We start from the raw sequence: 23,794 nt of genomic DNA, 5'->3' as shown, positions 1-23,794 counted from the left end.
GGCTGGACCGGTCGGGTGACCGCCTGACCAGGGCCTGGAATCGACACTGGAGTTTCCTCGGCAAGCCGGCCCCCAGAGACCATGGAAGTCCCCGTCGCCCTGTCATCGCCCACCCTGCGCCAGGTGTCCCCCGATCCGCTGGAACCCGATCGATGTCAGCTGTGCGTGCGATGCGGCGCCCGTGATGACCTGGGAAGAGTTCTGGGGCATGATCGACCTTCTCGACGGGCACGCCAGCCGGCGCGGCTGTGCGTCGCTGTCCGAACTGTTCGCGCGGCGGCCGGTCACCGAGATCACCGGCTTCGGAGAGCGCTTGGCCGAGGCACTTCACCGGCTCGACCAGGAGCGGTTCGGGCTGCTGCCGGTGATCGACATGACCACGGAGGACGACCCGTTCCCGCAGTCCGGCGACCACTTCCGCTACGCCCGCTGCGCCGTGGTCGCGGCAGGCCGGGAGACGTACGAGAGAGTGCTCGACGACCCGGCGCGCTTCTCCCCGTTCACGGCTACGACGCTGGGCCGAGTGGTTGCTCTACGTAGCGCCTCAGACCTACCTGGGGGCGACGGGTGAGGAATGGGACCGTGCCACCGGGTACGACGTCGAGTCGTACTCCAACCGGGAGGGTGGCCGCGGCGCCGGTGAGCGACCAGGCGCGACGCCGCGTGGCCGGGAAGCCGGTCGTCGACGCCATGCCGCTCTTCGTTCGGTCCCCGGACCTCGGTGGACAAGACGACAAGACCAGAGGGTGCGCCGACACCGACAGGCCTGTCAGCGCCGCACCCGCCGAAGCCGCCGCGCCCCCGGACGCAGGACCGGCCCCGCCCCGGCCGGAGTGCCCATCGTGCCGACGGTCCCCATCCCGCCGCGCCCGCCCTACCCCCGACCATTCACCTCATCGAACAGCCCGCCCACCTGCCCGACACGTCCCAGACCTGATCACAGCGGGCCCAGCACCCGAATCCAGCGCGGTGACCACCGACCGACCGCCACCGGATACCGTGGTGCCGAGAGGCAGAGGCAGGAGGAACCCGATGAGCGTCCAACCCGTGTACCACCCCCCGCAGCCCCGAGTACCCCGCACCCCCGACGGCATCGCCGCCGCGCTGCAAGGCGGGCGCCGGATGGAGTTCTACCGCGAACTCGGCCAGGCCCCCATCGACCAGGCCGAAGACGTCCTCAAGCGCTGGTGGTGCGAAGCGGAGATGGACACCGACCCCGACCAGGACCGCATCATCGCCGCCGCCCGCAACGCCACCCTGCCCACCACCACCATGGCCGACGTCCTGCGGCTGCGCCGCGAACGAGGTGGAGACCTGCCGGGGGAGTGACGAAGAACCGGACGACCTGTGGCCGGTCCTGCCCTCCGAGGCCGTCCAGGACGCCCTGTCCGATCCCAACCTGCCCGCCGAACTGTTCTCCGCGATCGTCGCGCTCACTGTCTCGATCGCCGAGAACCCGTGGCTGCCGGAGAGCAGCGCGCGCGACAGCGCCGGCGACTGGCGCCGACTCCCGATCCCCCACGGACGGGGCCTGGTCGAGTACGTCATCGACGTGCACTGCCACGTCGTACGCCTCACCCGCATCATCCCCCTCTGACGAGCCACCACCCGTCCCGCCGGGGGCCGGTCGCGGGCGCGCGGACGGCCGGGGAGGCCGCCGGAGTCCTGTCGCGGCCGTGAGGCAGGAGCCAGAGCGGACGGGGCTGATGTCCGAGGCACGCGTTAGGCTGCCGAGGCCCCGAGAAGGCACTGGAGGCCGCCACCCAGCGGGGTGGCGGCCTCCGGGCGTTCGGTCCGGGGTTCGCCCCGGCAGGTGCAGGGACTCGGAGCAGGTTCTGCGCTCCGGTTCCGCCGCCGCCGGACTCAGCGGGCGGGCGCGGCGGCCGTGCCGGGCAGGTTGAGGCTGGTGAGAGGGATCGCGCCGGACGGGGTGAGCTGCAGGGTGCCGTCGAACCGCAGCCGGAGCGATTTGTCCGTCGGGCCGAACCGGCCCGTCCAGCAGCCGGCTGGCGGCGGCCTCATGCAGGCGCAGGACGGTCGTGACGAAGCGGCACAGCGCCTCCACCAGGCCGTGCGGCACGGCGAGATCCTTCTTCGTCGGTTCAGCGGATGCCCCGTCACCCCCCGGGCCGCCCATAGCGCGCCCAGCCGGCACTCCGGCGCTTGGTCGTCGTCGCCGTCGCCGTCGCCGTCGCTCTTGAAGGTCTCCACCGAGACCGACCCGCCCGCGCGCACCTGGCGCATCACGGCCTTCATCCGTCGCTGACAAGCGTCCCTCCACCACCGGCCCGCCCAGGGCCCTGCGGTCGTCGGCAACTGCACCAGGCGAAGTCAACGGGCCCACTCACCGGGAGGCTGACGACAGCGTGTGGAGCCTCTACCCCGCGAACTTCCGTGGGGATGGCGGGCGCATGATCGACGGTAGCGGTCGGCGGGCGGGTGATGGGGCGATCCTGGTCACGCTGCACCGGTGAGGGTCATCGGCGGGCCGGGCGCGGCGAGCGGGTGGTGCCCTCCCCTGTAGCCATGGACATCGAGCTGACTGGCGATGAGCATCTGCGGGCACTGGCCACGCTTGAGGCTGTCGTCAAGAACGACGACGATGCCTTGGGGGTACTGGCGGGCAGTGCCGGCGAGCGCCCGCTGCCGGCACTGCTGGCCGCCTGTGGGCAGCACACGCTTCATCGCGTCCTGATCGCCGCATTCGGCATCGACGCCACCATGGAATACACGAAACGGGCCGACTGGTCGCGGAGATCAACGGCGATCCGATGGCCCGCATGGTCTTCGTCCTCACTGACGCCCTGCACAATCAGGCCGCTCTGGCAGGCGACGGCCCCGCCACCGCGACGCTGGTCGCCCCTCCATCCTCCAAATGTCGCTCAAGCGTCGGGTCGGGCTGCTCCGGCGTCAACGAGAGCTCGGTGACGGGGTGGGAGGCATCAGACAAGGGGTCCTGACCCGGTAGAGGAGCAGCCCGCCGGTGGTGGTCTCGACGGTGACCATGTAGCGGCTCGATTCCTGGGACGCGTCGAGGACCGTGTCCACCTTGCCGTCGGCGGTCTCCCTGTAGCCGTCGATCTTGAATCCCTGCTGTTCGAGCATCGTGCGGACCTTACGTACGGCCTCGGGGTGCTGTTCGAGCGGGGCGGAGCTGTAGGCGACGTATACCAGCTTGTAGCGGCCGTCGTCTCGGACCTCGTCGTTCTTGCCGACGCAGTTGCTGAACTTCGGTTCGGCGCTTCCCGTGTCGAGGGCGGTTCCGGCAGTCTGCGCCATGTATTCGGTCATGTGCTGGGCCCAGTCCTGGGCGTCCTGGCGGGCTTTGACGGGCAGCGGATCGTTGGGACCGGATGTGGACATGCATCCTCCGAGGATCAGGGGCAGGCAGAGTGCGATAGCGGCGGCCCCCAGGCGTCGGGCTCCGGTGGGGCGTGCGGCGAGTCGTGGGAAGGGGGACATGGAATCCTTGCGGCCGGGACAGGGTGAGGGCGGGCAGCCGGGCCGTGGTCGGCCAGGCTCCAGCGGTCACGGGGGAGGCGGTGGGCTGGGGTGTTCCTTGGGAACCGTGCTCGGCGGCTTCCCGACGATGAGGCGGCCCTGATTGTCGAGGCTCTGGCTGCCTGCATCCCAGTATCCGCTGTGCCCGGATGTGTCGGTCAGGAAATTGTTCCCACCGAAGGTGTCGAGCATCGGGTCCTCGCCGAGGGTGAGTCCCGATGTTGTCTTGATCAGCAGGTCGTCGTCCGCCCGGCCGGTCCAGAAGTGGTTGGGGTCGATATGGAGCTGGTCGGCGTGCTGGACGGTCATCCCGGGGCTCGCAACGGCCACGATGTCGTCGGCGCCCAGCCCCTGTCCGCCGGCGGCCGCCGCACCGACGAGCGTCGTCCCGTAGCTGTGGCTGAAGACCGAGAGGTGGCTGTGGTTGCCGGCGCTGTCCTGGGCGACGCGGGTGCCCTGGGTGAACTGGCGCAGGGCTGCGGCTCCGTCCTGGGCCCGGGTCGTACCGCCGACACCCAGGTTCGCTTCCTGCACGACCGGGAGTTCGGGGGCGTCGTATCCGAGCCACGAGATCACCGACACCGTCTGGTTGGTCCCCTTCGACGCCTCCTTCGCGGCCTCCTGCATGCTGTTGATGCGTTCGAGCTGGCCGCCCGTGCTGGCGATCGTCGTCCCCGTTCCCGGCACCATGACAGCGGTGTGGTTGGCGGTGTCGGGATTGCCCATGGCGATGACCGCTTTACCGTCGCCGCCGTAGGACTTGGAGTCGTAGGAGAGCAGGAACAACTGCTTGTCGCCAACTGCGGTGTCGTGCTGGTCGAGCTGCTCCTTGAGCTTCATCAGGTTCTGCTCGCGGGCGTTCCACTCGCCGGATGTGATGCCGCTTCCGCGCGCGGTGCCGGACTTCAGCCCGTCCAGCTCCTGATCAAGGGCAAGCCGGTTCGCCTCATCCCGCACCGTCGCGGGCAGACCGTCCAGCTGCCCGACCTTGCCCGGGTAGAGGGCGAGGTAGCTGCTCTGCTGCTCCAGGGTCAGAGACTTCCACCAGTCGGCGGACTTCTGCGGGTCCTTGTTCTCGGGGACGTACGGATCGGCGAGGCCGAGGTCCTTCGCCACGTCCTTCACGTCGGAGGCGGTTTCAGCGACGGAGCCGAACGTCATCGGCCGGGTCAGGATGTCGGCATCGAGGCGGCCGAGGGCGAGGGTGCCCTTGTCGTTCGCCTCTTTCGCGTCGGCCAGCGCCTTGTTGATCTGCTCCTGGGCCTGTACAGACAGATCGGCCAGGGCCTTGCGCTCAGGGTTGGACCTGGCCTCGGGGTCGTTCTGCTCGCCCTTGCTCAACGCCGGCAGGTTCACTGTTCCGTCGGCGCCGACGGTCAGCCCCCACTCCTGGGCACGGTGCACAGCGTTCGTCAGATTGGTCTGCGCCTGATACATCCGGTCGGCAACGGTGTCCAGGGTGAGCGCGACCGCGGCGGACTCGACCCGCACGATCTCCAGGATCTCCTCGGTCCGGCCCAGTGCGTAGAAGGCCTTCTGCGCGTCGTCCCCCTCCCAGTTACCGTTGCGCAGCGGGCCGTTCACCTGGCTGCGGTGCCGGTTGTCGGCGGACTGGGCCCCGTTGGAAAGAGCCCGCCAGGCCTTGGCGGCGTCGTGCAGTCCAGCCGGATTGAACCGGACCAGCAACTCGTACAGATTGCTCACTGGCCCGGCTTCTCCCATGCCTCGCCGATCTTCTGCTTCTGCCACACGTCGGCGTTGGCGTTCTCGTTGTTCGTGTAGTCCTGAGCCGTGGCGGTGAGGTTGTCGGCCGTCTTCTTGAGACGGTCGCTGATGCCCGCCAGTACGGGCGCCCAGCCGTCCGCCACGTGACCGAGCCGGCCGGCCATCGACCATCCCGTCAACTGACCGGCTGCGGTATGACTTGCGGCCACAGCTGCCTGACAGGGCTTCGTGAGGTCCTCGCCGATCGCCCGCGCCACACCCGCGGACATGGAGATCTCGCTCGGATTGACCTTGAGATGGCCCACTGGTTCCCTCCCGACGGTGTTGGTCAGCAGGGAGCCTAAATCGGTGACCAGGCGATCTCTATCCGTATAAATACTCATCCAAAATCATGCTGTTGATGACAGTTTGTCCGATGCAGGGGCTTTCCAATTTCCACTCCCACGGGAGTGCGCCCTCTCGCTGTTTGGCGATCTCGTAGGCGACCGTGAGCGTGTTCACCACGCTCGCCGACTACCGTGGGGCGCCTGGGCCGGTGAGTCCTGTGGAAGCGGTCGGCGACCTCGATCGCGTTAGGCGCGGCTTCCTTGATCGCGCGGGTGTAGGCGGTCGCACGGTCGCGGCAGACGATCTCCGCGCCCGGGTGCTCGCGCAGCCAGGCGGCGAAGGTCTCCGAAGTCCGGTCCGGGAGGACGTCGACGACCCGGCGGCCTCGACGTCGACCAGCAGGGTGCTGTAGGTGGCCCCGGCGGAAAGCGAACTCGTCGACGCCGAGCACCCGCGGTGCGTGTTCGGGCACTTCGGGGCCTCCAGCAGTCCGAGGAGTCGGGTGCGGCCGGCCGTGACGCTGGGCTTGCGGCACAGCCGTTCGCCGACGCGGCCGCCGAGTTCGACGGCGACGGCCTGCAGCCAGTCCTTCGACCCGGTGCTGGAGCGTAGGTGACGCTCGCTCAGGGCCGCCCCGGCGCCACGCTGCTCGCTCGGCCAGATCGCCGATCGTCCACATGCGTCTGCCCCTGGGCCGGGCGATCGTGAAGGGACCGGACGCGGCTCTACCGGTCGCCGGTCCGCCGCAACCGCGGGGCGCGACAGGGGGTCGTGACAACTGTGGCGGCCGTTTTCAGGAGCTCGGAGGCGTGCTGGTGGCGGTGGGGCCGGCGGCCTCGATCAGGCCTTGGTCCAGGGCCTGGCGGATGAGGAGGGCTGCTTCGTCGGCCGTGCCGCAGATGAGCGGGTGCTCGGGATCCTCGTTGTCCACGAGGAAGGTGCCGGCGACCAGCACGGCCCAACCGTTCACGCGGGCCGCGCCGTGCTCGATCCAGCCGAGCACACGGCCGTCCTTACGGACGTGGAACAGGCCGGGTGCCCAGCTCCAGCCGACCAGGTCCCAGCCGGAGCCGAGCAGCGAGCTGGCGTTGCGGATCAGGTCGTAGCGGTCCAAGCCGCGCAGGTACGGCTCCGGCGGCGGGCGCAGCGGGTCGCCGTTGTGCTGGCGGGGCAGCGCGGCCGATGAGGTGGGGCGGGGCGGGCCGGCGATCTCGGGTCGCAGCCCGGCGGGCTGCTCTTGGTCCTCGTCGTCGGCTGCGGTTTCGCCCCGCGGGGCGGAATACGGCTGCTCCTGGTCGTCGTCGAGGCCGGGGACCGGGGCGTTCGGGTCGAAGGTGGGGATCTTCCACAGGTCGATCCGCTCCAGCATCCTGCGGTGGCGGCGCTCGTCCTCGGTGATGTCAGGCCAGCGGGCCTTGTCGCGGATCTTCTGCCCGATCGAGTAGGCGCGGTGGCTGTAGCCGGGCAGCAGGCGGGCCAGCTCGCGGAACGCCTCGGTCGGGTCGTTGCTGCGGGTCTCCTCCAGGAAGTGGTCGAGGCGGCGGCGCAGCGCGTCGGCGACGCCCAGGAGGTCGCGGCCGTCCGCGTCCCAGGAGTTCTCAGCAGAAGCGGGTGCAGCAGGAGAAGTTGGTGAAGCAGCGGGTGCGGCGACCGGGGCGGGTAAAGCAGCGGCAGCCGGGGTGGTAGTGGAAGCAGCCGGGCTCGGGGTAGCGGCAGGATCCGGCGCAGCAGCGAGTGCAGCGGCCTCTGCCTCTGCCTCGCGGCGCGCCTTGGCCTTGGCGCGGTCGCTCTTGCTGCGGCACGAACGGGAGCAGTACTTCTTCGGGCGCTGGGTGGGGCCCTTCAGCGCCGGGTTGGAGCATCCGGGGCGCGCGCACGGGGCCTCGCTGTCGGCCGGCGGATCGGTGGCGGCGTTCGGCGGGGCGCTGTCCATAGCCGGATGGTAGCCGCCCAGGTCAGCCGCCGGTCCGGGTTTCGTCTCGGCCCGGCGGCGAGTCATTATTCGCGGTTGGGCGGGGCCGCGCCGTCGTCGCCTACTGCGCGCGGACAAGGGGGATCAGCAGTGTGCAGCGCCGCTGGGCAGCAGCTGCCGGTCGCAGTGCGCGGCCTGCTCGGGCAGCTGGCCGACTGGCAGGGCGGTGGCCATGCCCGCTCACCGGCGTTACGCCGTGACCCTGCCCGGTCGGACGGATCCCCGTTACCCCGCTGCTGGAGACCGCCCTCGCCTTCCACCACGCCGCCCGTGACGACCAGAACGACCTGACCACCACCATCGCCCGCCTGTGGGAGGCCACCACGAACGGCGACTTCACCTACTACATGGACATCGCCCACTACATGGCCGGCCTGCCACTCGACGGCCCCTCGACCACACAGTGGCTCGATGACGAGGACACGGTCCGCTCCTGCTGGCGCACCCTGGTCACCACCCGTCAGAACCTCGCACGCTGAACGGAGCCGCTAGGATCCGCCCGCTCGAGTCGGGCGGATCCCCGTTACATCCGATTCCGGGAGATACTGCAGCAGTCGGGAGACCATCACCCGGTCCAGGGCCCGGGTCTGGCGCTCCCACCCGGCACTCCGGCACGCCACGTGGAGCACTCCGGCCCCGGCGGCCAGTTGCCACCACGTGCGCGGTCCGTCCGCCAACAGCCGGCGCATCGTCGTGCCGTCCTCGTCGTCCCCTTCGTAGACCGCCAGTTGGCACAGCGCGCCTGCTCAGCTGCACAGGGCGGCGTCCACGGCCGCGTCCAGGTGCTGCGCGGCTGCGCCGGTTGGGATGGTGGTCACCGCGATGTTGACGGCGCGGCCGTCCTCGGTGACGCCTCCGCGGGTCCGGTATCCCGGAATGGTTCCGCCGTGACCCCAGTACACGCCGCCGCACGACAGCGGCCTGCTCTCCAGGCCCAGGCCATAGCGGATGCCGGGGCCCACGGCGTCGGCGGGGACGGTGGTGCGCATCTGGGCGAGCTGCGCCGGGGCGAGGAGGCGGCCTGCGAGGAGCGCGCTGTAGAACTGGTTGAGGTCGGTGTTGGTGGAGACCATCGCACCTGCGGCCCAGGCCCCGGACGGATCCATCTCGGTGAAGTTGCGCAGGGGCCCGCCGACCTTCTCCGGGAAGTAGCCCTGGGGGTGCGGGCCTTGGATGGTCATGTCCCCCGGGGAGGGGAAGTAGGTGTGGCGCAGTCCAATGCGGCTGATGACGCGCTGAGTGATCACTTCACCGACCGGCCGGCCCGTGACCTTCTGGATGACCAGGCCGGCGACCAGGTAGTTCGTGTTGCTGTACTCCCACTTCGCGCCCGGGGAGAACTCGGCCTTGCGCGCGAGGGCCAGGTCGAGGAGGTCGCGGGGTTCAACGTACTGGCGTCGCGTGGAGACGAGATCGAGGGCCTCCGCGTAGTCGGGCAGGCCGCTGGTGTGCTGGAGCAGTTGGTGGATGGTAATGGTGCGTCCGTCGATCCCGTCCCCGCGCAGAAGGCCCGGCAGGTAGGTGTCGACGGGGGCCTCGAGGTTGACCTTTCCTTCACCGACCAGCTGCAGCATGACCACGGCGGTGAACGCCTTGGTGTTGCTGCCGATGCGGACCTGTCCGTCGACGGGCACCTTGGCGTTGGTGTCCAGGTCTGCCACGCCCGCCGTGTAGCTACGGGCCTGTCCGTCGCGGCCCTTGACGCTTGCCAGCGCGGCGGGAAGCCCGTCGTCACGCACCAACGCGTTCAGGCCTTGCTGGACACCGTCCGGCGCGGACCCGGCGACCGCTGGAGGCGCCATCAGCGCACCGATTGCCACGATGCCGGCGGCCACAGCGACTGCCGTCGACACCGCCCCGCGTCGGGTGCTCCGCTGACCGGAGGAACGGAACCTGCCCCCTGCATTCTGGTACACGAAAGACTCCTGTGGGAGTGAGACTGCCTGTGGACCCAGCATCTCCGGGCAAGATCGCGAAAGGGATCCTGCCAACCACCCACCGCGGGTAGGGATAACCCCCGCCGACTGAACGGGCCCTTCAGCTCCCCGACGCGCAACCACTCATGAATGTGGGCGTGCTGAACGCGGGCGCCACGGGGGCGTGGTCCCACCAGGCGATTACGCAGTTGCCGGAGTCCATGGTGAACCAGCTGCGGGAGAGGGTGGTGGAGATCTCCGAGATCGCGGTCGCCCGGAGTACCGGCGTCGGCGGATTGGGGTGGAGCTGATTGAGACGCTGCTCAACGCCGACACCGAGCGGGCGCAGAGGTGGCGCCTGGCGATCTGGTTCTGGCACGAGGACAGGGGCATGGGCGGCTTCCACCAGCGGATGGCCCCGCCCTGGCCGGCCTCACCAGGTTCCTCACCGAGCGCACCGTCGTCATGTGGACCCCCGGCGACCTCGACCCCCTCTACGACGCCCTGCGCCGCCTCAAGCTCGACACCGCCCTGCTGCCCGAAGGCCGCGTGAACAGTCTGCGCCCGGCCGTCATCCAGTGGCGCGCCGACCTCGATCCGCGCACCGGCGAACTGCGCCGCCCCACCCCGCCGCGGTCGTCGCCGGTGGTGTCGGTGGTCACGGCCGTTCCTCCTCGACGCACACGATCCGGTACAGGCCGTCGCCGTAGAGGCGCGCGCCCGTTCGACTGGAGCTCTTCCCCCAGCGCAGCCGGCCCATGCCCGACCGCCAGAACGGCCCGGGCCGGGCGGCCTCGACTCCCCGCTGGCGGGCGGCGCGTTCTGGCTGCGCTGGACCGGCAACGACGGCATCCGCACCCTCCACCACGGCGCCGGCCTGGACTCGGCACGCGCCGATCACTGGCCGCCCTGGCCGGCGCTGCCGATCGGGCCGACCTTCACCGGGTTGCCGGGGGTGTCGGTGGCGGGCAGCGAGCCGGCGCCCGGCCACTGGAGGGTGACGGACTTGGTCTCGTCCGGCGGGGTCACCACGAGGCCGGTGAGGCGCAGGCCGGTGCCACCGGTGTTGTTGGCCGGGTAGCTGATGCCGAAGAAGGTCGACTTCCCGTTCTTGAGGACGCCCGGGACGACCGGCTCGCCGGAGCGCTCCGCCGACATCGAGCCCGCGTTGGTCTTCAGGTCGACACCGGCGTACCCGCTGATCGAGCAGTCGTGGCCGCTGTGGTTCTTCAGCTCGACCACCACGGTGCGCTGGGCGTCGCCGTCGATGGTGCGGTCGGCGGCCGTGATCGTGAGGTCGTCGGTGCGGCACTTGCCGCCCTTGCCGGTGTCGGTGGAGCCGGTGCCGCCGGTCGTGGCCTTCCCGCCGGGAGCCGAGCTCGCCGGGGCCGGGGCCGAGTTGCCGCCCGGGGCGGCCTTGGTGGGCGCGGCGGTGGCGGTCGGCGTGCTCGCCGCCGTTGCGCCGTCGAGGTCGTCGTTCTGACAGGCCGTGAGGGAGACACCGGCAACAACGACCAGGGCGGCGAGGGTCAGCTTGTGAACGCGCATTGTGTCTTCCTCAGGTTCGGGGTGGCAGTGGCCGGGTTTCTGGTGAGCAGGACATCCGCACCGGGTGAACCGTTTCGCCCAACCTTTGTCCAGGACAGTGCTGTTACACGAAGGAGCGCGTACGTCGGGCTCCTTATCCCCGCCACACGGCCGCGAGCCCAGGCCGCACGCCGGTTCTCACCGTTCTCCCGCTGCCCCGGCACGGCCGTCGCCCGCTGGGACAGACCCGTGACCGAGCGGATCTTGACCCGGGACGCGTCCGCGTCAACCGAGGGCCGGGTGGACGCGCCGGCCTGCACCGCACGAGGACCGACTCCACCTGCCCCGACCCGGACTCCACCGCGGTGCCCCGCCCCGTCCGGTGCCCGACCGGATCTCCATCCGCCGGGAGCACCCGTCAGCACCCCGACCCGCCCGACGACAACGACGACCAGGCCGACGCCGTCGAACCACCGCAGCCGTTCCGGCCGGGGCGGACCGCGTTCCGGCGCGGCGCCGCCAACCCGAACAGCTCGACCAACGCCCTGCGCTCCGACGTCCTCGGCGCGCTCGGCGTCCTCAAGGTCGCCACCGCCGACCAGCTCCAGCGCCTGCTGCGCCCCGGCACGGCGTCGAACAAGGCGGTCCGGCCGGCCTCGGCGACCTCGCCCTGCACGGCCTGGTCGCCACCGACGGCAACACCAAGGACCGGCACAAGACCTGGCGGCTGGAGGGCACGGCCGGACTGGAGGCGGCCGGGCACGCCCCGCTCCGACATGGGCGGCACCGCTCGGGGCGCCGGCCGCTCCGGTGCCCAGCACGCGATGGCGGTTCCCGGAGATCGGCCCCGACTGGCGGTGAGCGTCATTCGAACCGTGCGGTATTCCGGGAACGCCGCTGCCAGGGCGGAGGCGCCGGAGGGGGCAGGGTCAACGTTGCGATGAGGCCGAGCGAGAAGCCGGCGCAACCCGGCTCGGGGTCAGGCCCGGCGCCGGGGCAACCCGGACTGCCGAAGCAGGCACTCACCCTGCCCCACCCGCTGCCCGCTCGCTTCTTCCGGACGTCTGTTCGCGCACCGACCCTTGGACTGACGTCCAGCCACCTCCAGGGAGACCGCCCAGTCATGCGCGCCCACGACGAACGCTCGGACCACACCCGACCCGGTCACCGGAACGGCACCCGGCACTTGGCCTCGGCCACCTCAGCCGCCCAGACCGGTCTGCTGGCCCTGCAACGCAGCATCGGCAACGCCGCCGTCGGCGCCGCGCTGGGGCGCGAGCGGCCCGCCCGGGGCGTGACTGTCCAGCGGGCTCTACGCCCCGCGGGCGAACGTCTGGAGACGTACGTCGGGGCCATGGAGAAGGGCATGCGCTCGACGCGCCAGGCGGTGGTTGGCTGGTTGGCTGGTTGGGTGGGGCGGTGGCGTTGAGGGTCGCTGCGCCTGCGGCGGGCCCTTTCGTCTCTCGCGTCCGGCTGGTGCCGGCCGCTCGCGGTGGGGCGGGGCCGGGGCGCGCGGGCGCGGCACCGCCGCTCGGCGCAAGTCGTGGTGGCAGCGGTGTGCTCGGTCACCGACCACTGCCCGCGCGGTAGGCCGCCACGGCGGCCGGCAGGACGGCTTCCACCCCGACCACGGGTGCCTGCTCGATCAACTTGTCCACTGTCAGCAGCACATCGCCTTCCCGGACGAACGCCCGCTCGATGGCCCATGGCTGTGTGTCGTCCGCGGAGGTCACGGTGATCCGCAGCAGCAGGCCGTCGTCCGCCGGCACGCCCGGATCCTTCGTCGAGACGGTGTTGTGCGTTGCGGGGCCGCCGAGAGGAAGCGCGTCGGAGTAGGAGGCACAGCGCTGCGCCGCGCCGCGGACGGCGGTCATGACGGCGGCCGCCTGGCCGGGCCCGTAGCGGTCGAGCGTCTCCTCGCCGTACCAGCCGTCGGCGAGGTTGTGGGGGTCGGTGGGCGGCCGCTCCAGGCTGACCCACGCCTCGTCCAGGACCTGTGTGTGGGTGGCCAGGAAGCTGTCCGTCACCAAGTCCGAGCACGGCATTGACATGATCGGGGCGCGAGGCGCGGGGGAGCGGGGAACGTCGGGCAGCAACTTGAAGCCGGCCGGAAGCTGAGCGGACGTCAGCAGACCGGCGGCCAGTCGCGGCGGCACGGGCCCTGCAGAGGCCGAAGCCCCACCCCCCGACTGCGCGCCGGAACACCCCGCCAGCCCCAGCCCCACTGCGACCCCCGCAACCAGCGCGACAGCACGCACACGCACCGGACAACCCCCTCCGTAGCCCCAAGACCGCGCGCATCCTCTCACGCGCCGGTGTGGCCCCGAACCGTTCGGCCCACGCGTTCCCGCATCGCCGCCACCCGCGCCGAACGTACGACCCCGACCAGGACACCGCCCTCCAGCACCCGCTGTGTCGTGAGCGCCACCGCCGCCACCGCGCAGCACCCGGCAGGTCCGGCCAAGGCCGACCAGGCCAAGCACGATGCCGCAGCAGCCGCCGAGGCCGGCCAGAGCACGAAGGCCACCCAGGCCGCCAAGCCCGCCGCGCTCGCCGCCCTGAACTGCCAACCCGGCGCCTACAGGATCGACGTCCCCGGCAAGGTGTTGAACTGGAGCGCACCGCTCCTGGCCAACGACGGCATCCGCCTGTGCGAATCCACCTTCTTCAGCGCTCACCTGGACAACTGGCGGCTGTGCAACGTGACGGAGCACAACGGAGTCCTCGAGGCGTCCCTGTGGAACTGGGGCAACGGCGGATGCGCGACCATTCCCGCGGACATCGCCAACCAGGAGCAGGCCTACCTGACGACGGCCAACTGCCGGGAGGACGACCTCCAGCGGTTCCACATCTACCGTGACGTACCCGGCAGCCCGAAGGTCGGCCTGCAGAACAAGCACACCGGCTCCATGATCGGCTACGACCGGTACGCGGACTGCGAGCTGATCCGCCAGTACTCCAGCGGCAGGCAGGCAGGCAGGCAGGACGGCACGGGTACGTTCACCATGACCGGCGTCTGACGGCCCACACCCCGTGAGCGCGGCCCCGCACGAACCCGGGCCTCCCGGATTCGTGCGGGGCCGGACGGTCGGTCAGCTTGGCTGTGCGACGATGGTGTGCTCGAACAGTTCCAGCATCGGCTCGACCTCGCGCAGGGACTGGTGCGCGTGGCGGGTGCGGGTCTCGATGGTGCCGCCCATGTCCGCGCCGATCTGGCCGTTGGCGAAAGCGGAGAGGCGGCGCTCGTGGGTGTGGACGTTGGTGTGGTACCGCTCGCGCAGGAAACCGATCGGCGTCGGCGTGCTCCGCGCAGATCCGGTCGGAGTACTGTGCTCGGCGCCGGGGGCGGTTGAGGGCTATGTGGCCGGGAGTGGGGGCAGGTGGGTGTGTTGCGCTGCCGTGTCGCACCGGGCCGCGGCGAGGACCGGCACGGGGACGGTGGCGGTGCGCAGGTGCGGCAGCTGGACGGTCGCCAGTTCGCCGGGCGTCGCGTGGGTTCGGGTGGTGGGATGAGCGTGCTTATGCCGCGTGGCTGCTGAGTGCTGGTCACCCGGCGCACTCTCCCCGCAGCGGCCGGTGGTGATCATCACTGGCCGGTCGGCGGCAGACGGGTGGCGCCGGGTAGCCCGGGCGGGCGTGGGGTGTCGAGTTGTGCTGTTGTCCGGTGCGCGGGACAGCCTCGATGGCAGGATGAAGTGTTCATGGTAGGGGCGGGTTGGGGGTCTGTGCATCTTGCGCCCGGCCGTTCCGCGACGGTCGGGCGTCGTACGTTGGCGCGTGACCATCGTGCACTGTCACTGTTCTCCTTTCTCCGAGTCGAGGTCGCATGCGCACGAAGTTGTCAGCCTGCCTGGTCGGTGCGGCGGCGATGGCCGCTATCGCCCTGACGGGTGCCCCGGCCGCCCAAGCCGCTCCGTCCACCGCGCCTCAGGCCGCGGGCCACACCACCACGTTCACCGTTCCGGCCGGCCAGAACAGCGCCACCGTGACGACGGGCGGAGCAACCGTGACCGTCGTCAAGTCGGCGCACCCCTCCGTCGTCGTGCTCACGTGTACCGCAACCGCCGGCAAGCCGTCCCACGGCACCGCCGGCGTGTCGGGCCTCGTCTCGGTCAACTGCAACACCATCGCGGCCACCATCTCGGTCACCGCGGCCGTCTACCACAACGGGGCCTTGACCAACCAGGCCTACGGGACGTTTCACAATGCCTCACACGGTTATGCGACCGCCACGGCCCCGTACCAGAGCGGGCAGTGGAAGACCGGCGGCCTCACCGGGTATTTCGACAGCACCGGAAGCGGTGAATTCACCGCCGAGACCTACAGTGCGACGGTGACCCTGTAGGGACGCCACCACCGGGCCGGCCGTCGGCTCTGCCGGGGCGATCCTCGGCAGGACCAACGGCGGACCCCACCGCTATGAGCCGTCCGCTTTCCGCCTGCCGCGCGGTCGGTCCGGACGTACGGGCCGCAGGAGCAGCGGTACCACCGTCCACACCGCCCACGCGTACAGGGTGAGGAAGAAGACGGGTCGTGGTGCTCGTCGCTCTGGCGGCCGACGAGAATGCGTGAGCTGGCCGGCCGCCAGCGCGCCTGAGCGCCAGTCTGTGATCTCCCAGGAGTCCATTCCGGTCTGACCGCCGTTCACGATGCGGTGTCCGGTCTCTTCGAGGCGCCGGATCTCTTCCTCGCGCGCCTCCTTCGCTGCCAGGTCTGCGCGCAGGAGCTCGCAGATGTATTCCCTAATCGGCCCGTCGAGAGCCGTCTGCTGGGTGTCGCCAGTCATGCCGCTGGTGGTCCTGGTCATCACCTAGTGCCGCGTCAGGCAACGTTCGCCCTGGCGACGACTTCGCGTAGGCGCTCGTCGGCGGCGTGCTTGTTCCGCCAGATGATGTAGCGGCGGATCATGCTGCCCTGGGCCTTGTGACTGGCGTGGTCAGTGCCGTCAAGGGCGAAGTAGCGCAGGGCGGTGAACTGGGCTTCGATCCGGTTCAGCCATGAGCTGTTGGTCGGGGTGTAGGCGATCTCGACGTTGTTCGCCGCGGCCCAGGTTCCGACCCGCTGGCACCGCGTCGTCAGGTGCGGCGAGTAGTTGTCGCGGATGATCGCGACGCGCACGTCCGCCGGGTGCAGCGAGCGCAGGTAGCGGCAGAACTCCAGGAACTTGGAGCGGTTCTTGGTCTTCTTGATGTGACCGTAGAGCTGGTCCTTGGCGAGGTCGTAGGCGGCGAACAGGTGCCGGACGCCGTGCGGTCGGGTGTAGGTCGCCCGCCGCCGGGGCCGGGGCTCACGGTCGGGGTCCTTGCCCTTGCCACCGCGTTCGGCCCACTGTCGGCCGGGGTGCGGCTGGAGGTTGAGCGGCCCGAACTCGTCCAGACAGAAGACGACTTCGGGCTCGCCTTCCTCGGGTATGACCTCACCATCGGCGATCGCGTAGAGGTGTTCGACCCGGGCCTTCTTCGCCGCGTAATCGGGGTCACGGGAGGTCTTCCAGGTCTTCACGCGTTGAAACGACACGCCCTCCTCGCGGAGCAGAACCCGAAGGCCCTGGTGGCTGATGTCGTCGACCACCCCCTCGGCGACCAGGAAGCGGCCAGCTTGGCCAGGCTCCAGGTCGAGAAGGGCAGACCGTGCTCGGCCGGCTTCGACTTGGCGATCTTCTTGATCTCCCGACGCTCCGGAAGGGTGAAGGTCCTCGGTCGCCCGCCCCGGTACTTGGGGTAAAGCGAGTCGAAGCCGTCGGAGTTGAAGTTGTGGATCACGTCCCGGACCCGGTCAGCGCTGGTGAATGTGACCTCGGCGATCTTCGCTACGGGCATGCGCTGGGCGGACAGCAGCACCATCTGGGCCCGCCGCCAAGTCACCACCGACCCGGTGCCCCGGCGGACGATCCGCAGCAGCCGTCTGCCCTCGTCGTCATCGATCTCACGGACCTGCACGCGTTCAGCCACGTGATCATTCTGACGGACCGGTGCCGCCCGGCACAGCAACCGGGCAACACGTCACGCCAGGGCGAACGTTGCCTGATGCGGCACTAGCCAGCTCGTCCAACGCATTGTTCTCGGCTTCGGCGGATGCAGAGCCTGGGCGATGGGAGGCGGGAGCAATTGTCAAGACCTGTGGAACGCTACCGTGGTCTGGAAGCCGCAAGCTCCCTGTTCTGGGAGAACGGATCTCCGTACGATGCCGTGTGTGATCAAGGAAAAGTCTGCTGGTCTGGTCCAGACGCCATGGCCGTCTGATGGTCTTCCTATCGGCCTCGTCGGCTACACGGGAAACCGTCGGGGGCGGCGATGAAAGCTGTCGTCTCTCCGCCGCGGCCGTTGGATGTCACTTCGGTCTTTCCCGAGCTCGCCGCCCATGCGAGGACGGCGGTCCGGCTGCACCCCGCGCCGGCGAATCCGGGCCCGCGTGACAGCTCCGTGGGAGGACCGCTGGCCTGGACGGAGGATGAAGCATGGCCGACCTGCCCAGGCGGCAGTCATCTGATGCGCAGGCAGCCCCATCGCCCCGCCAATGTCCGAGGTGAGCGGTCGACGACGTTCGCCTACCACGGTGAGATCACCTGGGACGCGATACCCGCGGACGCGTCGTGGCCCTTGCTGCCTGTGATGCAGGTGTATGCGCATGACGTGCCCTGGTACGACGGGTTTCCGGAGGGCATGGACATTCTTCAGATCCTGTGGTGTCCGTTCCAGCACGTCTACGACGCTCGGGGGGTTCCCTACAACGGAATCGCCGGCCCGTGGGTCCAAGTCCGCTACCGCCACGCCGCTGACCTGGGAGACCGCTTCCTGACCCCGCCGGAGCCGGTGGCCATCGGTGAGCCGGGCTATCTGCCCACCCCCTGCCTGCTGCGGCCGGAGCCGGTGACCGAGTACCCGCATCCAGGAGCCCTGGGCGAGGAGTTCGAGGCTCGGGTCGAGGAATGGGAAATGGCGACCTTCGGTGACCCGGACGACCCCGAGGAGTACGACCCCCGCTACTCTTGGGACCTCTCGACAGCCCCTGGCTGGAAGCTCGGTGGTCATGAACCCTGGAACTACCAGGGCTACTACGGGCCGGTGCGGTGCGACACGTGCGGCAGTGGGATGCGCTTCGTGGCCTCGATCGCCAGTGACGAATGGGACGGGGGCACGGAGAGCTGGGCGCCTGGCGGCTTCCTTGAAGGTAGTCCAAGCGAACGGCGTCAGTGCCAGGGGCCGACCGAGGTCGTACTCGGGAGACGAGAAACCATGCGCGTCTTCATCTGCCCCCTATCCACGGATCACCCGGTCATCAGCGACCTGATGTAGCCAGCCGGCCTTGTCACTGCTCGTTCACGCCGCGGCCGCCCCGGTGCGCTCGACCAGCGCTGGCCGCGTTCGAAGCGGGCTCCGGCGCGGACGAGCGGGACAACGTGGGCGCCGTTGACGGAGCGCCAGCGGGCCTGGGCGGACTCGACGAGCTTGAAGACCATGGCGAGGGCGGCGGCGCGGGAGCCGGCACCTCTGGTGACCTTGGTACGGAGGCGAACGGTGGAGAAGGTCGACTCGATGGGGTTGGTGGTCCGCAGGTGGATCCAGTGTTCCGCCGGGTAGTCGTAGAACTCCAGTAGGACGTCCTGATCGTCGGTGATCTTCTTGACGGCCCTGGGGAACTTCGCGCCGTAGAGCTTGGCGAAGGTCTTGATCGCCTGCTCGGCGTGCTCGCGGTACTCGGCGTTGTAGATGTCCTGCAGGGCCTTCTTCACCGCCGGCTGGGCCGACTTCGGCATGGCGTCCAGCACGTTGACGGTCTTGTGAACCCAGCACCTCTGCTCGCGGGTGTCGGGGAAGACCTCACGCAAGGCCTTCCAGAATCCGAGTGCCCCGTCGCCGACCGCTAGGACGGGGGCGCGCATGCCCCGTCTCGCGCAGTCCCGCAGCAGCCCGGCCCAGGACTCGGACGACTCGCGGTAGCCGTCGGTCATCGCGACCAGTTCCTTGGTGCCGTCGGCGCGCACGCCGATGACGACCAGGACGGCGGCCTTGGCCTCGTCCAGGCGTATACGCAGGTGGATGCCGTCGACCCAGACATAGACGTAGTCGGTGCCGGACAGGTCGCGGTCCTGGAACGCCTGGTGGTCGGCCTGCCACTGGGCGGTCAACCGGGTGACGGTGGCCGGGGAGAGGCCGGCCGAGGAGCCGAGGAACTGCTCCATCGCCGGGACGAAGTCGCCGGTGGACAGGCCGTGCAGGTAGAGCAGCGGCAGCACCTCGGCGATCTTCGGGGACTTGCGGCACCACGGCGGCAGGATCGCCGACGAGAACCGCTTACGCTCGCCGGTGGCCGCGTCCACCCGCTTGTCGTTCACCCGCGGGGCCTTGACCTCGATCACACCGGCCGCGGTGGTGACCTTCCGCGGCTGGTGGTAGCCGTTGCGGACCACCAAGCGTCTCCCGCTCTCGTCCTGCTCGTGTGCCAACTCGGCGATATAGGCGTTGACTTCGGCCTCCAGGGCGGCGGCAAGCATCCGCCTTGCCCCCTCGCGGACAATCTCGTCCAGCAGGGAACCGTCTCGCGTCGAGCCGTCGGCATTGACTACGGTGAGCACAGGGCGTGCCTTCCCGGCCGACGCTGCAACGTCGGCCTACTCGATGACCATCACGGGATCACTCGGGAAGGTACGCCCTCCGCGTTCCTGCCGGAACCGATCCACAGGTCTTGAGCATTGCTCGGGAGGCGGGGAAGGAGCCCACATAGATGTCGCGGGCGCTCCCTGTCTGGATCAAGTTCCGGACCGAACCCTCGTTGCTGTTGTGTACCTCTCCAGTCACCTCGACATGCTGTCAGGCGGGACGGCAGTGGTGAGAGGCTTCTGGTGGACTGCGCGGGCAGCGCTGCTTTGGCTAACGGGGCTAATGGAAGCTGAGGTCTTCAGCGGAACATCAAATCCTGGTTCAACCACGATCTGCGTTCATGCCTTTGAACATAAAAGACATAGATAGACATGTTCTAGCCGCAGGCGATCAAGTCCAGCGCAGCTCGTCTATCGATGACCTTCGTGATCATCGTCCGACTGGCCTTGACCACGGTGATACAGGAACCCAAGCAAGCCGGCTGGCGCGAAGGGGGCCAGCGGGCACTGCTTCATGCCGACGAATGGTGTCGTCCGGCGAGACGCGTGGGCCCAGCTACTGACAAAGGGTTTGTACGTGACGGGCTGTCCGCAGTCTCATCGGTGGTCAATGGCTCACCCCACAGGTGGGGGAGGAGCCAGCGAGGGCTGTCTTGCTGAGCATGCCGGTCGGCTGACCCCCGCGGGTGCGGGGAGGAGATGCCGAGCGAGCGGCCGGTGCGGCCGATGTCCGGCTGACCCCCGCGGGTGCGGGGAGGAGGCGGACAACGGGGCGTACTCTGCGGGGATGAGCGGCTGACCACCGCGGGTGCGGGGAGGAGGTACGGGTGGACGGGCAGCTCCCCCTTGAGGGCGGCTGACCCCCGCGGGTGCGGGGAGGAGGGAGCCCGACAGCCAGCACCACCCACCGACGGCTGACCCCCGCGGGTGCGGGGAGGAGAAGACCTGATGAGCGGACTCGGCTTCACGTGCCGGCTGACCCCCGCGGGTGCGGGGAGGAGGATGCGCTCCGCCGCCGGGACGTTGCCGCACTCGGCTGACAGTGATGATGTTCGTGGTGATGTTGCTGGCGGGTCTGACCCTTCGGCTGACTGACGCTTCGGCTGTCCTGTTTGGGATTTGTCGGCCCGTCGGCGGCGTCACCACGCACGCGGCCGGACGGGCGTTGTGACTTCATAGCGCCTCTGTGTGTCAAGCGGCTTGGGCGAGTTGGTGGCGATGGTCGCGTTTCATGATCCGGTAGACCACGTTGGACAGGCGTCGCTTGAGGGCTCGGCGGGCCTCGGCCGGGGTCTTCCCCTCGGCGATCTTGCGCTGGTAGTACTCCTGGCCGCGGCCGCCGTCGCGGATCTGGCAGACGGCGATCACGTGCAGGACCGAGTTCAGCGCCCGGTTGCCGCCGGTGTTGAGCCGGTGACGGACGTTGTTGCCGCTGGAGGCGTCCAACGGTGCACTGCCGGTGTAGCTGGCGAAGTGGTGCTCGGTGGGGAAGCGGGAGACGTCGCCGACATGGCCGAGAACCTTGGCGGCCAGCACGGTGCCCAGGCCCGGCAGGGCGGTGAGCGTGGTGCGGGTAGCGGCCAGCGCCTCGCGCATCTGGATCTCGTTGTCCTTGACCAGGCGGTCCAGTCGCCGCAGGTCGGCCAGCAGGTCACGGGCTATGTCCCGGCGGCAGTTGTCGGTTGCGGTGACGGGGCGGATGCCCTTCATCGCGGCGGCTGCCTTGTCGGAGGTCAGGCCAGTGGCGACGCCGCCGGGCAGGAGGTCGCGCAGGACGGCGTGGAGCCGGTTCAGCACGCGGGTGCGCTCGTGGACCAGGTCGTCGCGGCGCTCGGTCAGCAGCCGCAGGATCGTGGTCTGGTCCTCGGCGGTGACCTGCCGCAGGTCGGGGCGGAACAGGGCGACCTGGGCAACGTGGCGGGCGTCGGCCTCGTCCGTCTTGCGGTTGCCGCCGGTGGCCAGCAGCCTGGCCCTGGCGGAGAGCGTGGCAGGAACGTCGACCACCTGCTCGCCGGCAGCCGCCAGCTGCTGGGCGAGCGAGCGGCCGAGCCCGCCGGCGCCCTCGACGGCGAAGCGACGCTCGGGCCACTGCTCGCACCAGGCCATGAGCTGGCGGAACGTGCCGGCGTTGACGACGAACCGGCGCTTGGCCAACTGATGGCCCGAGGCGTCGACGGCGACGGCGGTGTGGGAGGACTTGTGCGGGTCGATACCGATCAGGATCACAGGCTGGCCTTGCACTCGACGGGACCGGAGAGGGAGTGCGGTGGGCATCCTGACTTGAAGTCACCGTGTCGTCCTCATGCCTCTGTCGAGCCACACCGCGCGGGTGTCGGCCAGCGGCGGCACGCTATTAGAGAGCCAACCCATGGGCGGCAAGGAGCACTGCGGGCCCGTGCCGACCGACACCCTGGACGCTACGGCTGCAGACCGCGCGTCTGGGTCCGATTCAACAAGTCAGGAGCCTGGCCAGAGGCCCCGTCACTGTCTTGTCCACCCGCCCGACCGGCGCGTGCCGCCCTCGGCTCGGACAAGCGACAAGGACGGACATGACCAGCATGACGCACGACGGCCCGGAGATCACCGGCGGAGTCGACACTCACGGCCTGACCCACCACGCGGCGGTGATCGACTCGCTTGGCCGACACCTCGCCGACCGGGAGTTCCCAGCCACCATCGTCGGCTACCGGGACCTGCTGGACTGGATGCGCTCGCACGGCGTCCTGACCGCGGTCGGCGTGGAGGGCACCGGCGCCTACGGTGCCGAACTCGCCCGGGTGCTGGCCGCCGCGGGGGTCACGGTCGTCGACGTTGACCGGCCGGACCGAAAGACCCGGCGGCTGAAGGGCAAGTCCGACCCGATCGACGCCTACGCGGCTGCCACGGCGGTGGCTTCGGGACGGGCCACCGGCGTCCCGAAGAGCCGCGACGGTGTGGTCGAGGCCGTGCGCGTGCTGCGGGTAGGCCGCCGCAGCGCGGTGAAGGCCCGCACCCAGGCGATGAACCAGATCCGCGGCCTGCTCGTGTCCGCTCCGGCGGTCCTGCGCGAGCAGCTCGCGGGGCTGGAACGGGCCGCCCTGATACGCACGCTCGCCCGGCTGCGGCCCGGTACGGACCTGTCGACGCCTCTGGCCGCGACCAAGGCGGCCCTGCGGTGCCTGGCCCGCCGCCACCAGGCGCTGGACGAGGAGATCACCGAGCTTGACGCCGAGATCGGCCCGCTGGTCCGGGAAGCCGCGCCCGACCTTCTCGCGCTGTTCGGCGTCGGCCCCGAGACCGCCGGCCAGCTTCTCGCATCGGCCGGGGACAATCCCGAACGGATACGCTCCGAGGGAGCGTTCGCGCACCTCGCCGGCGTCGCACCGATCCCCGCCTCCTCGGGCCGCACCCACCGTCACCGCCTTAACCGAGGCGGTGACCGGGCCGCGAACAACGCCCTCCACACAATCGTGCTGGTCCGCATGCGCTACGACGAACGCACCCGCGCCTACGTCGCCCGCCGCACCAAGGAAGGACTGTCGAAGAAGGACATCACGCGCTGCCTCAAGCGCTTCGTCGCCCGCGAGGTCTACCGCGCACTGACCAGCACTCCAACCTCACGAATCACCCAACCCGACCTTGCTCCTGCGGCTTGACGTCTATAGGAGCATCCCCCGCGGGTGCGGGGAGGAGCCCTCGGCCGGGAGCCCCGCAGACCCCCTCACCGGCTGACCCCCGCGGGTGCGGGGAGGAGGGAACTGGAAGCTGAACTCCGTCAACGCCTGCCGGCTGACCCCCGCGGGTGCGGGGAGGAGCCGGACACCGCCGAACTGCAGCCCTACATCGCCGGCTGACCCCCGCGGGTGCGGGGAGGAGCGACCCTCAAGCTCGCCGGATCCTCCACGCTGCGGCTGACCCCCGCGGGTGCGGGGAGGAGCGTCCCCATGCCGCCGTCCAGATCGTGCCCATCGGCTGACCCCCGCGGGTGCGGGGAGGAGGCACTGACCCCGGCATATGCCAATTCGTCGGTCGGCTGACCCCCGCGGGTGCGGGGAGGAGGTCGACGGCGGCACGGAACTCGGCCTCGGCGGCGGCTGACCCCCGCGGGTGCGGGGAGGAGACACGGTGGTCAGGGTCTTGTCGCCCGAGGTGAGGCTGACCCCCGCGGGTGCGGGGAGGAGACGTATAAGGTGCTGCCCACCCCCAGCGGGCCCGGCTGACCCCCGCGGGTGCGGGGAGGAGCAATCG

Annotated in this window: 21 protein-coding genes, 2 pseudogenes and 2 CRISPR repeat arrays; of the genes and pseudogenes, 9 read left to right on the top strand and 14 right to left on the bottom strand. The window is 70.0% G+C overall.

What is annotated here, in order from left to right; translation table 11 throughout:
• Nucleotides 1-184: 184 nt before the first annotated feature.
• The 3 genes from AC0B61_RS11585 (at nucleotide 185) to AC0B61_RS11575 (ending at nucleotide 1,597) form a co-directional block, all read left to right on the top strand.
• A complete protein-coding gene (locus AC0B61_RS11585) occupies nucleotides 185-571 on the top strand; it encodes a DUF4240 domain-containing protein (protein ID WP_471740448.1) in 387 nt (128 codons plus the stop codon).
• A 461-nt stretch (nucleotides 572-1,032) separates the two neighbouring features.
• The gene (locus AC0B61_RS11580) at nucleotides 1,033-1,329 is read left to right on the top strand and encodes a hypothetical protein (RefSeq protein WP_471740447.1); all 297 of its coding nucleotides are present in this window, start codon (nucleotides 1,033-1,035) and stop codon (nucleotides 1,327-1,329) included.
• Nucleotides 1,307-1,597, top strand: a complete 291-nt coding sequence (locus tag AC0B61_RS11575) for a hypothetical protein (RefSeq protein ID WP_471740446.1) — start codon at nucleotides 1,307-1,309, stop codon at nucleotides 1,595-1,597. The genes AC0B61_RS11580 and AC0B61_RS11575 overlap by 23 nt, the downstream gene beginning before the upstream one ends.
• 266 nt (nucleotides 1,598-1,863) lie before the next feature.
• Here the strand turns inward: AC0B61_RS11575 and AC0B61_RS11570 are convergent, their stop codons facing one another.
• The 7 genes from AC0B61_RS11570 to AC0B61_RS11540 all read right to left on the bottom strand — a co-directional run bounded on the left by AC0B61_RS11570 (nucleotide 1,864) and on the right by AC0B61_RS11540 (nucleotide 7,486).
• Complete coding sequence (locus AC0B61_RS11570) at nucleotides 1,864-2,022, bottom strand: hypothetical protein (RefSeq protein ID WP_471740445.1); 159 nt, start codon at nucleotides 2,020-2,022, stop codon at nucleotides 1,864-1,866.
• 435 nt (nucleotides 2,023-2,457) lie between these two features.
• Nucleotides 2,458-2,685, bottom strand: a complete 228-nt coding sequence (locus tag AC0B61_RS11565; protein ID WP_471740444.1) for a hypothetical protein — start codon at nucleotides 2,683-2,685, stop codon at nucleotides 2,458-2,460.
• Between the two features lie 225 nt (nucleotides 2,686-2,910).
• The gene (locus AC0B61_RS11560; protein ID WP_471740443.1) at nucleotides 2,911-3,363 is read right to left on the bottom strand and encodes a hypothetical protein; all 453 of its coding nucleotides are present in this window, start codon (nucleotides 3,361-3,363) and stop codon (nucleotides 2,911-2,913) included.
• 165 nt (nucleotides 3,364-3,528) lie between these two features.
• Complete coding sequence (locus tag AC0B61_RS11555; protein ID WP_471740442.1) at nucleotides 3,529-5,223, bottom strand: alpha/beta hydrolase; 1,695 nt, start codon at nucleotides 5,221-5,223, stop codon at nucleotides 3,529-3,531.
• Nucleotides 5,202-5,609, bottom strand: a complete 408-nt coding sequence (locus tag AC0B61_RS11550; RefSeq protein WP_471740441.1) for a hypothetical protein — start codon at nucleotides 5,607-5,609, stop codon at nucleotides 5,202-5,204. Before AC0B61_RS11550 ends, AC0B61_RS11555 begins: the two co-directional genes overlap by 22 nt.
• Nucleotides 5,606-6,232 (bottom strand): transposase, encoded by a 627-nt coding sequence (locus AC0B61_RS11545; RefSeq protein ID WP_471740440.1) that lies wholly within the window; start codon nucleotides 6,230-6,232, stop codon nucleotides 5,606-5,608. Before AC0B61_RS11545 ends, AC0B61_RS11550 begins: the two co-directional genes overlap by 4 nt.
• A 114-nt stretch (nucleotides 6,233-6,346) precedes the next feature.
• Complete coding sequence (locus AC0B61_RS11540) at nucleotides 6,347-7,486, bottom strand: hypothetical protein (protein ID WP_471740439.1); 1,140 nt, start codon at nucleotides 7,484-7,486, stop codon at nucleotides 6,347-6,349.
• A 386-nt stretch (nucleotides 7,487-7,872) separates the two neighbouring features.
• Between AC0B61_RS11540 and AC0B61_RS11535 the strand changes: the two genes are divergently transcribed.
• Entirely contained in the window at nucleotides 7,873-8,004 is a 132-nt protein-coding gene (locus tag AC0B61_RS11535) for a hypothetical protein (RefSeq protein WP_471740438.1), read from the top strand.
• Nucleotides 8,005-8,271: 267 nt separating this feature from the next.
• On the opposite strand, the gene AC0B61_RS11530 is transcribed toward AC0B61_RS11535, so the two are convergent.
• Together AC0B61_RS11530 and AC0B61_RS11525 are read right to left on the bottom strand one after the other, a co-directional pair.
• Nucleotides 8,272-9,378, bottom strand: coding sequence for a serine hydrolase domain-containing protein (locus AC0B61_RS11530; RefSeq protein ID WP_471740437.1), 1,107 nt, complete (start codon nucleotides 9,376-9,378; stop codon nucleotides 8,272-8,274).
• 960 nt (nucleotides 9,379-10,338) lie between these two features.
• Nucleotides 10,339-10,989: a DUF4232 domain-containing protein gene (locus tag AC0B61_RS11525; RefSeq protein WP_471740436.1), complete on the bottom strand. Its 651-nt coding sequence runs from the start codon at nucleotides 10,987-10,989 to the stop codon at nucleotides 10,339-10,341.
• A 1,102-nt stretch (nucleotides 10,990-12,091) separates the two neighbouring features.
• Between AC0B61_RS11525 and AC0B61_RS11520 the strand changes: the two genes are divergently transcribed.
• Nucleotides 12,092-12,397: a hypothetical protein gene (locus AC0B61_RS11520; RefSeq protein ID WP_471740435.1), complete on the top strand. Its 306-nt coding sequence runs from the start codon at nucleotides 12,092-12,094 to the stop codon at nucleotides 12,395-12,397.
• A gap of 136 nt (nucleotides 12,398-12,533) precedes the next feature.
• Here the strand turns inward: AC0B61_RS11520 and AC0B61_RS11515 are convergent, their stop codons facing one another.
• Nucleotides 12,534-12,995 (bottom strand): hypothetical protein, encoded by a 462-nt coding sequence (locus AC0B61_RS11515; RefSeq protein ID WP_471740434.1) that lies wholly within the window; start codon nucleotides 12,993-12,995, stop codon nucleotides 12,534-12,536.
• Nucleotides 12,996-13,514: 519 nt separating this feature from the next.
• On the opposite strand from AC0B61_RS11515, the pseudogene AC0B61_RS11510 reads away from it, so the two are divergent.
• Nucleotides 13,515-13,988: pseudogene (locus tag AC0B61_RS11510) on the top strand (hypothetical protein); the annotation flags it as partial.
• An 806-nt stretch (nucleotides 13,989-14,794) separates the two neighbouring features.
• Nucleotides 14,795-15,313, top strand: coding sequence for a hypothetical protein (locus AC0B61_RS11505; RefSeq protein ID WP_471740433.1), 519 nt, complete (start codon nucleotides 14,795-14,797; stop codon nucleotides 15,311-15,313).
• Nucleotides 15,314-15,385: 72 nt separating this feature from the next.
• Here the strand turns inward: AC0B61_RS11505 and AC0B61_RS11500 are convergent, their stop codons facing one another.
• A complete protein-coding gene (locus AC0B61_RS11500) occupies nucleotides 15,386-15,775 on the bottom strand; it encodes a hypothetical protein (protein ID WP_471740432.1) in 390 nt (129 codons plus the stop codon).
• 14 nt (nucleotides 15,776-15,789) lie between these two features.
• Nucleotides 15,790-16,919: pseudogene (locus AC0B61_RS11495) on the bottom strand (IS630 family transposase).
• A gap of 537 nt (nucleotides 16,920-17,456) precedes the next feature.
• Between AC0B61_RS11495 and AC0B61_RS11490 the strand changes: the two are divergent.
• The gene (locus AC0B61_RS11490) at nucleotides 17,457-18,263 is read left to right on the top strand and encodes a hypothetical protein (protein ID WP_471740431.1); all 807 of its coding nucleotides are present in this window, start codon (nucleotides 17,457-17,459) and stop codon (nucleotides 18,261-18,263) included.
• On the opposite strand, the gene AC0B61_RS11485 is transcribed toward AC0B61_RS11490, so the two are convergent.
• Both AC0B61_RS11485 and AC0B61_RS11480 read right to left on the bottom strand, forming a co-directional pair.
• Nucleotides 18,236-19,543: an IS256 family transposase gene (locus AC0B61_RS11485; protein WP_471740430.1), complete on the bottom strand. Its 1,308-nt coding sequence runs from the start codon at nucleotides 19,541-19,543 to the stop codon at nucleotides 18,236-18,238. The two genes, AC0B61_RS11490 and AC0B61_RS11485, sit on opposite strands and share 28 nt — an antisense overlap.
• A gap of 694 nt (nucleotides 19,544-20,237) precedes the next feature.
• Nucleotides 20,238-20,568: direct repeats of the CRISPR family, unit length 29 nt; unit sequence CGGCTGACCCCCGCGGGTGCGGGGAGGAG.
• 190 nt (nucleotides 20,569-20,758) lie between these two features.
• A complete protein-coding gene (locus tag AC0B61_RS11480) occupies nucleotides 20,759-21,793 on the bottom strand; it encodes an IS110 family RNA-guided transposase (RefSeq protein ID WP_471740429.1) in 1,035 nt (344 codons plus the stop codon).
• Nucleotides 21,794-22,116: 323 nt separating this feature from the next.
• On the opposite strand from AC0B61_RS11480, the gene AC0B61_RS11475 reads away from it, so the two are divergent.
• Nucleotides 22,117-23,202 (top strand): IS110 family RNA-guided transposase, encoded by a 1,086-nt coding sequence (locus AC0B61_RS11475; protein ID WP_471740428.1) that lies wholly within the window; start codon nucleotides 22,117-22,119, stop codon nucleotides 23,200-23,202.
• 69 nt (nucleotides 23,203-23,271) lie between these two features.
• Nucleotides 23,272-23,788: a CRISPR direct-repeat array (repeat unit 29 nt; unit sequence CGGCTGACCCCCGCGGGTGCGGGGAGGAG).
• Nucleotides 23,789-23,794: the final 6 nt, after the last annotated feature.

This window comes from Kitasatospora sp. NPDC023385 (assembly GCF_055664045.1).
Note: the sequence above shows the minus strand (reverse complement) of the source record. Positions and strands in the feature narration are given on the sequence as shown.

What these genes read in the sequence shown, in the direction of transcription:
- AC0B61_RS11570 (WP_471740445.1), bottom strand. Translation starts at nt 2,022, where the DNA reads ATGAGGCCGCCGCCAGCCGGCTGCTGGACGGGCCGGTTCGGCCCGACG.
- AC0B61_RS11540 (WP_471740439.1), bottom strand. Translation starts at nt 7,486, where the DNA reads ATGGACAGCGCCCCGCCGAACGCCGCCACCGATCCGCCGGCCGACAGC.
- AC0B61_RS11535 (WP_471740438.1), top strand. Translation starts at nt 7,873, where the DNA reads ATGGACATCGCCCACTACATGGCCGGCCTGCCACTCGACGGCCCCTCG.
- AC0B61_RS11520 (WP_471740435.1), top strand. Translation starts at nt 12,092, where the DNA reads ATGCGCGCCCACGACGAACGCTCGGACCACACCCGACCCGGTCACCGG.
- AC0B61_RS11475 (WP_471740428.1), top strand. Translation starts at nt 22,117, where the DNA reads ATGACCAGCATGACGCACGACGGCCCGGAGATCACCGGCGGAGTCGAC.
- AC0B61_RS11525 (WP_471740436.1), bottom strand. Translation starts at nt 10,989, where the DNA reads ATGCGCGTTCACAAGCTGACCCTCGCCGCCCTGGTCGTTGTTGCCGGT.
- AC0B61_RS11505 (WP_471740433.1), top strand. Translation starts at nt 14,795, where the DNA reads ATGCGCACGAAGTTGTCAGCCTGCCTGGTCGGTGCGGCGGCGATGGCC.
- AC0B61_RS11585 (WP_471740448.1), top strand. Translation starts at nt 185, where the DNA reads ATGACCTGGGAAGAGTTCTGGGGCATGATCGACCTTCTCGACGGGCAC.
- AC0B61_RS11550 (WP_471740441.1), bottom strand. Translation starts at nt 5,609, where the DNA reads ATGAGTATTTATACGGATAGAGATCGCCTGGTCACCGATTTAGGCTCC.
- AC0B61_RS11555 (WP_471740442.1), bottom strand. Translation starts at nt 5,223, where the DNA reads ATGGGAGAAGCCGGGCCAGTGAGCAATCTGTACGAGTTGCTGGTCCGG.
- AC0B61_RS11560 (WP_471740443.1), bottom strand. Translation starts at nt 3,363, where the DNA reads ATGTCCACATCCGGTCCCAACGATCCGCTGCCCGTCAAAGCCCGCCAG.
- AC0B61_RS11580 (WP_471740447.1), top strand. Translation starts at nt 1,033, where the DNA reads ATGAGCGTCCAACCCGTGTACCACCCCCCGCAGCCCCGAGTACCCCGC.
- AC0B61_RS11565 (WP_471740444.1), bottom strand. Translation starts at nt 2,685, where the DNA reads ATGAAGCGTGTGCTGCCCACAGGCGGCCAGCAGTGCCGGCAGCGGGCG.
- AC0B61_RS11545 (WP_471740440.1), bottom strand. Translation starts at nt 6,232, where the DNA reads ATGTGGACGATCGGCGATCTGGCCGAGCGAGCAGCGTGGCGCCGGGGC.
- AC0B61_RS11500 (WP_471740432.1), bottom strand. Translation starts at nt 15,775, where the DNA reads ATGACCAGGACCACCAGCGGCATGACTGGCGACACCCAGCAGACGGCT.
- AC0B61_RS11490 (WP_471740431.1), top strand. Translation starts at nt 17,457, where the DNA reads ATGCGCAGGCAGCCCCATCGCCCCGCCAATGTCCGAGGTGAGCGGTCG.